Origin of the sequence: Sphingobium lactosutens (assembly GCF_013393185.1) — a bacterium.
Classification (GTDB): Bacteria; Pseudomonadota; Alphaproteobacteria; order Sphingomonadales; family Sphingomonadaceae; genus Sphingobium; species Sphingobium lactosutens_A.
The window spans coordinates 62,324-74,982 of the sequence record NZ_QJQX01000037.1 but is presented as its reverse complement, the minus strand read 5'-3'; the positions used below and the strand labels follow the sequence as shown (position 1 = coordinate 74,982).

Sequence of the window (12,659 nt, the reverse complement as noted above, 5' to 3'; positions counted from 1 at the left end):
AGGTCGGCTTTTAGCCGATCTTCCCCCGCGCGAACGCCACGAGCGATCCGAACGTCTCGAACGTGTCGCCGTCGATATCGTCATCCTCGATCAATATGTCGAAGCGATCCTCGATCTCGGTGAGCAGGCCGGCAACGGCCATGGAGTCCAGTTCCGGCAGCGCGCCGAACAGCAGCGTGTCGGCGTCGAAGGCATCGACACGGTCTTGAGACAGGCCGAGCACGTCGCGCAGCAGCGCCCGCATCTGGCTTTCCACATCGATGGTCCGGTCGACCGGCTGAGAATTTTGCGCCCGCATGATGCGCGCCTAAATAGAGGGGTGCGGCCTAACCTACAAGCGCGGAAATGGCGGTCCGTGCCGCAGGCAGCCAGGCCGACGCAAAGCGCGGGTTGAAGGCGTCGATCCGGTGGAGCGGAATGCGCCGTTCCATCCAGTCGGTCTTGTAGCCATTGTCGCCCGTGCCATAGTCGATCAACGCGACCCGATCCCCATCAATCGCCTGCGCGAACATGGCATGGCTCAGCAGCGTGCCCGGCGATCCGCCGTCATGAGCGCTGTCATGGCTGAGCTTGTGGATCAGGGCGGTCCCATTTTCGATCGTCCAGAACTGGGTCGCCACGGCACGTCCATCCAGCCGGGCAAAGCCCAGGCGCAGCGTGCCCGCCGCGCTCTCCCGTTCGGCGAGATCGTGCAGGAAATCGAGGCCGTTCGCCGGCTCCGCATCCTTCCAGCTGCGCGCATGGACATCGACATAGTCGCACCACAGATCGTCGGTGAGAGCGTGGCTGATCGACAGGAAATAGGGACTGTTCCGCCCCTTGCGCCGGATCAGACTGCGCAGGCGACCGGGGCGGGCGGTCCAATAATCGGCGAAACTGCGGCCTTCCACGGGCAGCAGGTGGCGACCACCCATGGGTCGCTGCACCGTGAACCAGCCCATGCGCCGCAAGGCAGCGGCGAGCGGCGCGCTATCCTCCAGCGGATAGAGGTCGATCTGCGCATAATGGGTGAGCAAGGTACCGGTGATCGCCTCCAGCAAACGTTGCTGAACGGCGCTATCGGGTGCGCCCAGAAAAACCGGCGCCCAGGAGAAACTGTACCAGTTGGCCAGCGAACCGACCCTTCGCGGAGCAGGGGACAGCAGGAACAGCCACGCCTCCGCGCCGTCATCATCCGCCGCGACGACATGGACGGACCCATCGGAAAAGCAATAGCGATGCAGCGCGTCGAACCAGTCGAGACGGTCGAACAGGGCAGGCACATGGGCGCGATCCAGCCGACCGGCGAGCGCCTGCCGCACTTCCTTGAGGCTGTGATATTCCCTTGGCGCCCGCAACCGACTATCTCCGCGTCCGTCACGATACGCATAGGGGAAGAATCTGCATATGGAGTTAAGCGGCCGTGACTGAAAATTTCCCCATGATCGACGGAGCGCAGGTGCGACCGCTCGATCATCTGCTGCTGCGCGGCGATCCCGCACACCCGGCGCTGGACGGGCGTGCGGGCAGCTACAGCTATGCCGAACTGGAAGAAACGCTGGGCCGCCTTGCCGGCTGGCTGGCGGGGTTCGGGCTGGAGCCGGGCGCGCGCGTCGCCAGCTGGATGGCCAAGGGGCCGGTCGCCGCGCTGATGCCGCTCGCCGCGCCGCGCGCCGGTCTCGTCCATGTGCCGATCAATCCGCTGCTGAAACATCGCCAGGTCGCTCATATCCTGTCGGACAGTGGGGCGATGCTGCTGATCGGCACATCGGCGCGGCTCGATAGTCTTCAGCCCGGCGATGTGCCTGCGTCCTGTCGCCTGCTCCGCGAGGATGACGCCGCCTGCGCCATGAGCGGCGGGCAGGCGATCGGCCCATCGAGCGCGCAGCCTGATGATCTGGCGGCGATCCTCTATACCAGCGGTTCGACTGGCCGACCCAAGGGGGTGGTGCTGACCCATGCCAATCTCTGGCTGGGCGCGGTGGCGGTCGCGGATTATCTCAGGCTGACGCCGCAGGACCGCACCGCCTGCGTCCTGCCCTTCAGCTTCGACTACGGCCAGAATCAGCTGCTTTCCACCTGGTATGCCGGCGGCTGCGTCTATCCGCTCGACTATCTGACGCCGCGTGACGTCATGAAGCTGGTTGATCGGCGGGACATCACGACGCTGGCCGGCGTGCCCCCGCTCTGGGTGCAACTGACCGAGCTGGACTGGCCGGAAGAGGTCGCGGCGAAGCTCCGGCGTCTGACCAACAGCGGCGGCGCGCTGACGCGTCCGCTGGTGGCGAAGCTGCGCGCGCTATTCCCGCAGGCCAACCTCTACCCCATGTATGGCCTGACCGAGGCGTTTCGCTCCACCTATCTGCCGCCCGCGCTGGTCGACAGCCATCCCGATTCGATGGGCGGCGCCATTCCCTTTGCGGAGATATTAGTTGTGCGCCCGGACGGCAGCCTGACCGATGCCGACGAGCCGGGCGAACTGGTCCATTGCGGCCCGCTGGTGGCGCAGGGCTATTGGCGCGACCCGGCCCGCACTGCCGAACGCTTCAAGCCCGCACCCGCTGCGTCGCGCTATGGCGGCATGGCGGTCTGGTCCGGCGATACAGTGCGGCGCGATGGGGAAGGGCTGCTCTATTTCGTCGGCCGCGACGATGCGATGATCAAGTCCGCGGGCAACCGCATCAGCCCGACCGAAATTGAGGAAGCCGCCGTCGCCGTGCCGGGCATCGCCGAAGCGGTGGCGCTGGGGGTCAAGGACGATCGGTTGGGGCAGGCGGTGCGCCTGCTGCTGCGCGCCGACGATCCCGCCGTCGCAGACACTGTCGCGGCCCATCTCAAGACCGAATTGCCCAATTTCATGCAGCCCAAGGATATCATCGTGCTCCCCGAATTTCCTCGCAATCCCAATGGCAAGATCGATCGGGTGGCGCTTGCCGGGGAGTATGGCGCATGAAACCAATGGGGCCGATACCGTCCTGGGCCACGGGCGAGGAAGAGATGCTGCTGATCGGCGGCTGCGGTGCGGAGAGCCTGGTCGACGAGGCAGGCGACACGCCGCTCTTCGTCTACGACATGGATATCGTCGCGGCGCAGGTCAGGCGCTTCCGCGAAGCCATGCCCGCTGCGCTCCACCTTCATTATGCGGTGAAGGCAAACCCCTATGCGCCGCTGCTGGCGCGCATGGCGCATCAGGTCGACGGTTTCGATATCGCATCGGGTGGCGAGCTTGAGATGGCGCTGGAATCCGGCATGGCGCCCGACCGGATCAGCTTTGCCGGGCCGGGCAAGCGCAATGACGAACTGTCCGCCGCCATCTTCGCGGGCGTGACCATTAACCTCGAATCGGAAGGGGAGGCGCGTCGCGCACTGGCGGTGGCCGAGGCGATCGGCAAGACGCCGCGCCTCGCGGTCCGGGTCAATCCGGACTTCGACCTCAAAGGCTCCGGCATGCGCATGGGCGGCGGGGCGAAGCCCTTCGGCGTCGATGCCGACAGGGCTGGCGCGCTGGCGCGGATGGTGATCGACGCCGGGGCGTCATGGCAGGGCTGGCATATCTTTGCAGGCAGCCAGAATCTGGACGCCGCGGCGATCATCGAGACGCAGGCAGCCACGATTGCGCTCGCCGCGCGGCTGTCGGATGAGGTCGGCGCGACTCCGCCGCTGGTCAACCTTGGCGGCGGTTTCGGCATCCCCTACTTCCCCGGCGACGTCCCGCTCGACATCCGCTCGATCGGCATGGCGCTAGACACCGCGCTGGAGGAACGCCCCGACATTTTGCGTGGCAGCGACTTCGCGATCGAACTCGGCCGCTGGCTGGTCGGCGAAGCGGGCGTCTACCTGACTCGCGTCATCGATGTGAAAGTCAGTCAGGGCGAAACCTTCGTCGTGGTCGATGGCGGCCTGCATCATCAGCTCGCCGCCAGCGGCAATTTCGGCACGGTCGTGCGGCGCAACTATCCGATCGCAGTCGCCAACCGCTTCGGCTCTCAGCCGATCGCCGATCCGGTGACGGTGGTGGGATGCCTTTGCACCCCGATCGACCGGCTGGGCGACAAGGTGGCATTACCATCGGTGGAGGAAGGCGACCTGATCGCCATCTTCCAGGCCGGCGCCTATGGCGCATCCGCCAGCCCTGCGGCCTTTCTCGGTCATCCAGCGCCAAGGGAAGTTTTACTTGGCTGATTTACGCGCGACTTGACTCCTAACGCTATTTTTACCCTTTCACGGCAAAGAAGACCCCAAAGCACCGTGACGATCGACCGCCTGCACCTCCTTGGCGGTGGGTCGTTCGGGGCGACGATAAGGGGTGAGATTATGCGTTTCGTGTCGGTTTCCAGGCTTCTGATCGGTGCGTCATTGCCCGCTTTGGCCTTGTCGGGCTGCGCTTCCGCGCCGTCCGGGCCGCAATTGCCCCCCGCATCCTTCGTGTCGACGCAGGAGGGGCCGGGCGAGGAATATATTATCGGCCCGCTCGACGATCTCACCATCTTCGTCTGGCGCAATCCCGAACTGGGCGCGAAAGTACAGGTGCGCCCCGACGGACGCATCACCACGCCGCTGATCACCGACATGCCGGCCGTGGGCAAGACGCCCAAGATGCTGGCCGACGATATCAAGCTGGCGCTGACCCAATATATCGAAAATCCGCTGGTATCGGTGATCGTCAACAATTTCAGCGGCACGTTCAGCCAGCAGGTGCGGATCGTGGGGGCGACGGAAAAGCCGGCCTCCATTCCCTATCGCGCGAACATGACGCTGCTCGACGCGATGATCTCCGTCGGCGGGCTCAGCGAATATGCTGCGGGCAATCGTGCGCGTCTGGTCCGCTTCGACAAGGATAGCGGCAAGCAGAAGGAATATCAGGTTCGCCTGAACGATCTGCTCAAGAAGGGCGACACCAAGGCCAACGTCATGCTGGCGCCCGGCGACGTCATCATCATTCCGGAAAGCATGTTCTGACCATGGCGGGACTGTACGACGAATTGCTGGTGCTGCTGCACGGCATCTGGAGCCGGCGCTGGATCGCGCTGGGCGTGGCCTGGGGCCTGTGCATGCTCGGCTGGCTGGGCGTGGCGCTGATCCCCAACAGCTACCAGTCCAAGGCGCGGGTCTATGTGAACACCCAGTCGCTGCTGGAAGACAAGATGGGCATCACCCAGGTCCAGTCGCAGCAGGATCTGGACCGGGTGCGCAGCACGCTGGCCAGCGCGGAAAATCTCGAAAAGGTCGTGCGCGAAACCGATCTGTCGCAGAGCGTGTCCGGCCCTCGCGACATCGCCGCGAAGATCACGACCCTGCGCGAGAATATCACCGTCATGGCGCAGGCCGATCCCAGCATGATCGACATCAGCGCCGTGTCGGCCGATTCGGGCCTGTCGGACGGCGCCAACGCGCGCATCGCCCAGCAGGTGGTGCAGAAGCTGATCGACATCTTCCAGGAAGAAAATCTGTCGGGCGATCGTAACGAGACGAAGCAGAGCCTCGCTTTCCTCGACCAGCAGATCGCCGCACGTGGCAAGCAACTGGAAGCGGCCGACCAGCGCCGTGTCGAATTTACCCAGCGCTATATCGGCCTGTTGCCGGGCGCGGGATCGATCAGCCAGCGCATGGACGCGGCGCGTGCGGAAATCAGCAATATCGATTCGCAGCTTGTACAGGCGCAGAGCGCGCTGTCGGCGATGAATGGCCAGCTGGCCGGCACGCCGCAATCGCTGCCGGGCGTCAGCGCATCGGGCGGCGCTTCGCCGCTGGCGCAGGCGCAGGCCAATCTCGCCTCCATGCGCGCACGCGGCTGGACCGCGAGCCATCCCGACGTGATCGCCGCCCAGCGCGAGGTCGACGCCCTGCGCCGGGCCGGTGGTGGCAGTGCGGGCGGAGCGGGCGGCACGCCCAATCCCGCCTACCTGTCGATCAAGTCGATGCAGGCGGAGCGCGCCGCGACCGTGCAGGCGCTCCAGACCCGCAAGGCGCAGTTGCAGAGCGACCTCAACATCATGATGTCGAAGCAGGTCGACGAACCGGGCATCGCGTCCGAGCAGGAAAAGATCGAAAGCGATTATGCGGCGCTCAAGACCCAATATGACAAGCTGGCAAGCGATCGCGAGGAAATCCGCCTGCGCGGCGAGGTGAAGACCGAAACCGGCTCCGTCCAATTCCGCGTTATCCAGCCGCCCAGCGCCCCGACCGCGCCGTCCGCACCCAATCGGCCGCTGCTGCTGCTGGGCGTGCTGATCGTCGGCATCGGCGCGGGGATCGGCGTCGCCTTTGCCCTTGGCCAGCTCAAGGGCACGTTCCCGACCGCCGCGCGGCTGGAAAAGGCGGTGGGCCTGCCCGTCGCCGGATCAATCAGCCAGATGCGCAACGCCGCGCAGACCGCGGTGGAAAAGCAGCGGCTCAAATGGTTTGCGGGCGCAAGCGGCGGTCTGGCGGCCGTCTGCCTGCTGCTGATCGTCGTCGAATTTGTCCAGCGTGGCATGGCGTGAAGGAGCGCGACCCCATGAACCAGCATAGTTCCATGAAGGGCCGCGGATCGCTGATCGAGCGCGCGACCGAAATCTATGATTTCGGCGCCGCGCTGAAAGGCCGCGCCGCGCCGAAGGTCGATGTGTCGGCGGACCTGCCACCGGCGCCAGCTGCGCCGGTCGAGCCGGCTGTGCCTGCAACCCCTGCTCCTGCACCGGCCTTCCGTGCGCCCGCCTGGACCGGCCCGGTCCAGCCGATCGACCGTGCGGCGCTCAGCGAGGCGGGCTATCTGCAACCTGACGGCCCCGTGACCGCGATGAGCGAAGAGTTCCGCCTGCTCAAGCGTGACCTTCTGTCCCAGTTGCAGGCCAATCCGCGCGGCAACCGCATCCTCGTCTGTTCCGCGCATAGCGGCGACGGCAAGAGCTTCTGCGCGATCAATCTGGCGCTCAGCCTTGCGGCGGAAAAGGACCGGGAGATCCTGCTGGTCGACGCCGACTTCGGCAAGCCCGGCATTCCGGCGAAGCTGGGGCTGACCGGCGGGCCGGGGCTGATGGATGCGCTGGCCGATCCCTCGATCGCGATCGAGGATATCATCATCCGCACCGACTTGCCGTCGCTGTCGGTCCTGCCTGCCGGCGAACGCAGCAACAACGATACCGAATATCTGGCTTCGGCCCGCACCCAGCAACTGCTCGCGCGTCTGACCGAGGGGCGGCCCGACCGCATCCTGATCTTCGATTCGCCGCCGTTGCTTGCGGCGTCGCCCGCCGCCGTGCTCGCCAGCCATGCCGCGATCGCGCTGCTGGTCGTGCGCGCCGACAGGACGAGTGAGAGCGCCGTGCGCGAAGCCGCTTCGATGCTGAAGGGCGGCGCGCAGGTGCAACTGCTGCTCAACGCCGTCCGCTTTACCGGCGGCCGTCGTTTCGGCAGCTATTATACCAAGGGGGAAGCGCAGCCATGAGCGTGCGCCACTGGATTTCGGGTACGTCCTTTATTGCGCTGGCGACCATGACCATGCCGGCGCTCGCCCAATCGTCGCGTCAGGACCAGCGCCTCAACGTCGTGCCCTATCTGGGCATCGATCAGGTCGTCATGGCGCCGCTCAAGGGGGATGGCGACGTCCTGACCTATACCAATGTCACGGCAGGCGTGACGGCGGAGGTGCGCAATCGCCGGGTCGAAGCGACCATCGACGCCCAATATAATCACAGTTTCGGCTGGGGCAGTCAGGCAACCGATCAGGACGTCATCAGCGGCATATTGAGCACGCGCGTCAATGTCGCGCGCGGCCTGTCGCTCAATGCCGGCGGCCTCGCGACGCGGGTGCGGACCGATGGCCTGTCGGGCGCCACCGCGCTCAACGACAGCTTCACCAGCCAGGTCTATGCCGGCTATGTCGGGCCATCCTATACGACGCAGCTCGGCGACTTCACCGTCAACGGCTCCTATCGCCTCGGCTATGCGCGGGTCGAGGATGACGTCAATTCGGATATCCCCGGTGCGCTGCCCAGCGGCTCCTTCGCTGACAGCTGGAGCCACAACCTGCTCGGCTCGGTCGGCTTCGCGCCCGGCACGGTGCTGCCGGCGGGCCTCACCGCCAGCGCCGGCTACGACCGGGAGGATGCGAGCCAGCTCGACCAGCGGTTCGAGGATGGCTGGGGCAGGCTGGACGCCACGCTGCCCGTGTCGCGCACCGTCGCGCTGCTCGGCGGCATCGGCTATGAGAATATCGAGATCAGCCAGCGCTCGCCGGTGCTCGACACGACCGGCGTGCCTGTCGTCCGCAATGGCCGCTATGTCACCGACAAAAGCTCGCCGCGCGCGCTGGTCTACGAATTTGACGACATCATCTGGGATGTGGGCGTGCTCTGGCGGCCCAGCCACCGCACCTCGCTTCAGGCGCGGGTCGGCGAACGCTATGGCGGCATGACCTATCAGGGCAGCTTCCTCTGGCAGGGCCGCGACAGCAATTTCTCGCTGGTCGTGTTCGATGGCATCGACAGTTTCGGCCGGATGATCATGGGCGACGTCGCCGCCCTGTCGGGTAGCAACCTCAACGTCGTGCGCAATCCCTTCACCGGCGACCTGACCGGCTGCGCCTTCTCGGCGACCGGCGGGGGGCAATGCTTCAACGATGCGCTGTCGGGCATAACCGGCAATAATTTCCGCTATCGCGGCGTGTCGGCCCAATATGCGTTGCAGCGCGGCCCATGGGGCTGGGGCCTCGGCGCAGGCTATTCGCAGCGCAAGTTCATCACGCCGCAGGGGCAGGCCGTGTTCATCCGTGGCTCAAGGGACGAGAACTGGTTCGGCAATGCGTCGGCGAACTACAGATTCAGCGACAGCGACAGCCTCGATACGGTCGTCTACGTCAATTATTTCGACGCCAGCGACGCCCGGCCAGATATCCTGAACTACGGTGCGTTCACCAGCTATTTCAAGGGTTTGAGCCGCCGCCTGTCGGCATCGGCCTCCGTCGGCATCGACGGGGCCAAAGCCGACGATCTCGACACTGTCATCAGCGCCATGGGGCAGGTCGGCCTGCGCTACAGCTTCTAGCTGGCACCCGGGAGACGAAGAAATGTACGATCAATTCTACGGATTGCAGGGCCGCCCGTTCCAGCTGACGCCCGACCCGCATTATTATTTCGAGAGCGCGACGCACCGCAAGGCGCTGTCCTATCTCGGCTATGGCCTGGCGCAGGGGGAAGGCTTCATCGTCATCACCGGCGATATCGGCGCGGGCAAGACCACCCTGGTCGGCCATCTGATGCAGACGATCGATCCCTCGCGCCTGACCGCAGTCAAGATCGTATCGACCCAGGTCGAGGGCGACGACATGCTGCGCCTCGCCGCGCAAAGCTTCGGGCTTGAAACGGAAGGCCTTACCAAGGCCGCGACGCTTCAGCGGATCGAAAGCTTCCTGCACACGCAGGCCCGCGCCGGACGGCGCAGCCTGCTGATCGTCGACGAAGGCCAGAATCTCGGCATCTCGGCGATCGAGGAACTGCGGATGCTGTCCAATTTCCAGCTGGGCGGGCAGTCGTTGCTGCAGATCTTCCTGCTAGGCCAGCCCGAATTTCGCGACCTGCTCAAGTCGCCCGAACTGGAACAGCTGCGCCAGCGCGTCATCGCCACCCATCATCTGGAACCGATGATGCCGCGCGAGGTCGAACCCTATATCCTGCACCGTCTGGGCGTGGCGGGCTGGACCGGCAATCCGTCCTTCACCCCTGCGGCCTTTGCCGCCCTCTATGCCGCGACGGGCGGTGTGCCGCGGCGTCTCAACGCATTGGTCAGCCGCGTGCTGCTGCTCGGCGCGATCGAGCAACTGCAGGAGATCGATGCCGATGTCGTGGCGGCCGTGGTCGCCGACATGGGACTGGATGTCGATGCGCTCCCCGAACCGATCGAGCCGTCCGTGCTGGACCGGGTCGATGAGCCGGCGGAACTGCAAGAGACTGGTCTTGCAGAGACTGGGCCTGAAGAGGCTGCGTCGGAAGAGACTGTGCTTGTCGAGGCTGTGCCGCTCGAGGCTACGGAAGCCGACGGGACGTTGGAAGCGGCCGAAGCAGAGCAATCCGAAACGGTCGCCGATTCGCCGGCGCCTTGGCCGGTCGTGGATCAGGATGAGGACGAGCCGCTGGCCCTGGAAGAGCCGGACCATGCGCCACGCTTCCTTTCCAGTGCACGCTTCGCCAGCGCCGTTGACAGCGTGGAAGAAGCGGGAGACGAGCGGGTGGTCCCGTTCGCGCGGTTCGCGGCGCCTTTCGCCGAACCTGCCACCGACCATGCAGTCGCAGATCAGGATGTGACGGAGGAGTTCGTCGAGACGGATACGGGCACGGACACTGACGCGCCGGAGGAGGCCGAAACGCTTGCCGCAGCGGAGCCCGCCGCGCCGACCATGGACGTCGTCGACGCCTTCGATGCGCCGGTCGAACCTGTCGATGATATGCAACCGCAGGAAACGCTCGATGCCCTTCGTCGTGACATGCAGGATGAAATCGCCGCGCTCCGTGCCGAAATCGCTTCGCTGCGGGCGATGCAGTCCCATGTGCCTTTTGGCGCGCCGGTCCCGACGGTTGATCCGGAAGCGCTCAAGGACTGTTTCACCCTGGTAGAGGAACGCCTGTCCACCCTGGAATTCCGGGCCGAGGAGCAGGATACGGCGTTGCGGCGGGTGTTGACCATGCTGGTCGAATGGGTCGAGCGCGAAGACCGGATGGCCGATGCCGATCAGGACGCGGCCGTCGCCCGCGCCCACTGATCGACGCTGAGCGAGGCAAGCATGCAAAATGCCCTGTCCGTCGATGTGGAAGACTGGTTCCAGGTCGGCGCATTCGAGCGTACGATCGATCGCGTCGACTGGGACGGGCTGATCCATCGGGTCGAAGGCAATACCGATGCCGTGCTCGACCTGTTCGCGCAGGCGGGCGTGAAGGCGACCTTCTTCACGCTGGGCTGGGTGGCGGAACGCTATCCCGCGCTGATGCGGCGCATTGCCGAGGCCGGGCATGAGGTGGCGAGCCATGGCTATGATCATGCCCGCGTCTTCACCTTCACCGCCGACCAGTTCCGCGCCGACCTGCGCAAGGCCCGCGCTATCCTGGAGGATGCGAGCGGGCAGGCCGTAACCGGCTATCGCGCGCCCAGCTTCTCCATCGATCCGCGCACGCCCTGGGCGCACATGGTTCTGGCGGAGGAGGGCTATCGCTATTCCTCCAGCGTCGCGCCGATCCGGCACGATCATTATGGCTGGCCCGATTCCCCGCGCTTCGCCTGGAAGCCGGTGAAGGATTCGCCGCTGGTGGAATTGCCCGTGACGACCGCCAAATGGGGCAGGCGCACGCTGGCGGCGGGCGGCGGCGGATTTTTCCGCCTGTTGCCCTATGGCTTTTCGCGTTGGGCGATCCGGCAGGTCAATCAGCAGGCAGGGCGACCCGCGATCATCTATTTCCATCCCTGGGAGATCGATCCCGATCAGCCGCGCGTCGCCGATGCGCCGCTGCGGTCGCGCCTGCGCCATTACAGCAATCTGTCGGTGATGGCGGCCAAGCTGCGCCGCCTGACACAGGATTTCGCCTGGACGCGGGTCGATGCGCTGGCCGATGCCGAAGCGGCGCGCACTGCATGAGCGGAGGCAATGGCGGCGACCTGTCGATAACCATGCTCGACCTGCGCGACCCGGTGCAGGCGCGGGCGGTCGATGCCTATGTGATGGGCCAGGCCGCCGGAACCCCCTTCCACCGTCCCGCCTGGCTCGGCGCGATCGAGGAAGCGACCGGGAACCGGGCTTTGCCGCTGGCGGCGATCGGGCCTTCGGGTAGGATCATCGGCTTTCTGCCGCTGCATCATATCAAAAGCGCCTTGTTCGGGCAGGCGCTGGTATCGACCGGTTTCGCGGTCGATGGCGGCATATTGGCGGATGATGAGAATGTCGTGGCGGCGCTCGCCGTGGCGGCGCAGGAACTGGCGCGCACGCGGGGCAAGCTGTCGCTGGAATTACGCGGCGGCGCGGATCCCGGCGCGGGCTGGCAACGCCGGGAAGGCCAGCATGTGGGCTTCACCCGCCCGATCGCCAGCGATACGGAAGCGGAATTGCTGGCCGTACCGCGCAAGCATCGCGCCGAACTGCGCAAGGCGCTGGCCAATCCGGACCTGACGGTCGATGTCGGCCGTGAAGCGCGCCACCTGCGCGACCATCATCATGTCTATGCGACCAGCGTCCGTAACCTCGGCACGCCGGTCTTTCCGGCGCGGCTGTTCCGTGCCGTGCTCGACAGGTTCGCGGCGGATGCCGACATATTGGTCGTGCGGGAAGGGGAAAGACCGGTTTCGGCGGTGCTGAGCCTGTATCATAACGGGCGGGTCATGCCCTATTGGGGCGGTGGTATCGGCGATGCGCGGCGGTTGCGATCCAATGAACTCATGTATTTCCGGCTGATGGAACATGGCCGGGCGCGTGGTATGACCCTGTTCGATTTCGGCCGGTCAAAGGCTGGCAGCGGGCAGGCGGGCTGGAAGAAGAGCTTCGGCTTCGAACCGCGCCCCATCGTCTATCATAGCTGGTCGGCGGATGGCCGCGAGCGCGACATCGACCCCGGCAGCACCAAATATCAACGTCGAATCGAATATTGGAAGAAATTGCCTCTGCCGGTCGCGAATCTGGTCGGTCCCCTGATCGCCCGCGGCCTTGGTTGAGGGGAGGGACT

Annotated in this window: 10 protein-coding genes and 1 pseudogene; 9 read left to right on the top strand and 2 right to left on the bottom strand. The window is 65.6% G+C overall.

The features are described 5' to 3' along the window. Positions 1 to 10 precede the first annotated feature (10 nt). Both DM806_RS07900 and DM806_RS07895 read right to left on the bottom strand, forming a co-directional pair. A complete protein-coding gene (locus DM806_RS07900) occupies positions 11 to 298 on the bottom strand; it encodes a phosphopantetheine-binding protein (RefSeq protein ID WP_179042686.1) in 288 nt (95 codons plus the stop codon). 28 nt (positions 299 to 326) lie between these two features. Then, on the bottom strand, positions 327 to 1,337 hold the full coding sequence (locus DM806_RS07895; RefSeq protein ID WP_179042685.1) for a GNAT family N-acetyltransferase: 1,011 nt from the start codon (positions 1,335 to 1,337) through the stop codon (positions 327 to 329). An 83-nt stretch (positions 1,338 to 1,420) separates the two neighbouring features. On the opposite strand from DM806_RS07895, the gene DM806_RS07890 reads away from it, so the two are divergent. The 9 genes and pseudogenes from DM806_RS07890 to DM806_RS07850 all read left to right on the top strand — a co-directional run bounded on the left by DM806_RS07890 (position 1,421) and on the right by DM806_RS07850 (position 12,648). Then, the gene (locus tag DM806_RS07890) at positions 1,421 to 2,932 is read left to right on the top strand and encodes an acyl-CoA ligase (AMP-forming), exosortase A system-associated (protein WP_179042885.1); all 1,512 of its coding nucleotides are present in this window, start codon (positions 1,421 to 1,423) and stop codon (positions 2,930 to 2,932) included. After that, positions 2,929 to 4,161, top strand: coding sequence for a pyridoxal-dependent decarboxylase, exosortase A system-associated (locus DM806_RS07885; protein ID WP_179042684.1), 1,233 nt, complete (start codon positions 2,929 to 2,931; stop codon positions 4,159 to 4,161). Before DM806_RS07890 ends, DM806_RS07885 begins: the two co-directional genes overlap by 4 nt. Positions 4,162 to 4,293: 132 nt before the next feature. Then, entirely contained in the window at positions 4,294 to 4,938 is a 645-nt protein-coding gene (locus DM806_RS07880) for an XrtA/PEP-CTERM system exopolysaccharide export protein (RefSeq protein WP_179042683.1), read from the top strand. A 2-nt stretch (positions 4,939 to 4,940) separates the two neighbouring features. Continuing rightward, positions 4,941 to 6,461: an XrtA system polysaccharide chain length determinant gene (locus DM806_RS07875; protein ID WP_179042682.1), complete on the top strand. Its 1,521-nt coding sequence runs from the start codon at positions 4,941 to 4,943 to the stop codon at positions 6,459 to 6,461. Between the two features lie 14 nt (positions 6,462 to 6,475). Then, positions 6,476 to 7,405, top strand: a complete 930-nt coding sequence (locus DM806_RS07870; protein WP_179042681.1) for a P-loop NTPase — start codon at positions 6,476 to 6,478, stop codon at positions 7,403 to 7,405. Next, the gene (locus DM806_RS07865; RefSeq protein ID WP_179042680.1) at positions 7,402 to 9,003 is read left to right on the top strand and encodes a hypothetical protein; all 1,602 of its coding nucleotides are present in this window, start codon (positions 7,402 to 7,404) and stop codon (positions 9,001 to 9,003) included. Before DM806_RS07870 ends, DM806_RS07865 begins: the two co-directional genes overlap by 4 nt. A 22-nt stretch (positions 9,004 to 9,025) precedes the next feature. Beyond that, a pseudogene (locus tag DM806_RS27195) lies at positions 9,026 to 9,973 on the top strand (XrtA/PEP-CTERM system-associated ATPase); the annotation flags it as partial. 762 nt (positions 9,974 to 10,735) lie between these two features. Further along, positions 10,736 to 11,581 (top strand): XrtA system polysaccharide deacetylase, encoded by an 846-nt coding sequence (locus DM806_RS07855; RefSeq protein WP_179042678.1) that lies wholly within the window; start codon positions 10,736 to 10,738, stop codon positions 11,579 to 11,581. Continuing rightward, complete coding sequence (locus DM806_RS07850) at positions 11,578 to 12,648, top strand: FemAB family XrtA/PEP-CTERM system-associated protein (protein WP_179042677.1); 1,071 nt, start codon at positions 11,578 to 11,580, stop codon at positions 12,646 to 12,648. Before DM806_RS07855 ends, DM806_RS07850 begins: the two co-directional genes overlap by 4 nt. Positions 12,649 to 12,659 lie beyond the last annotated feature (11 nt).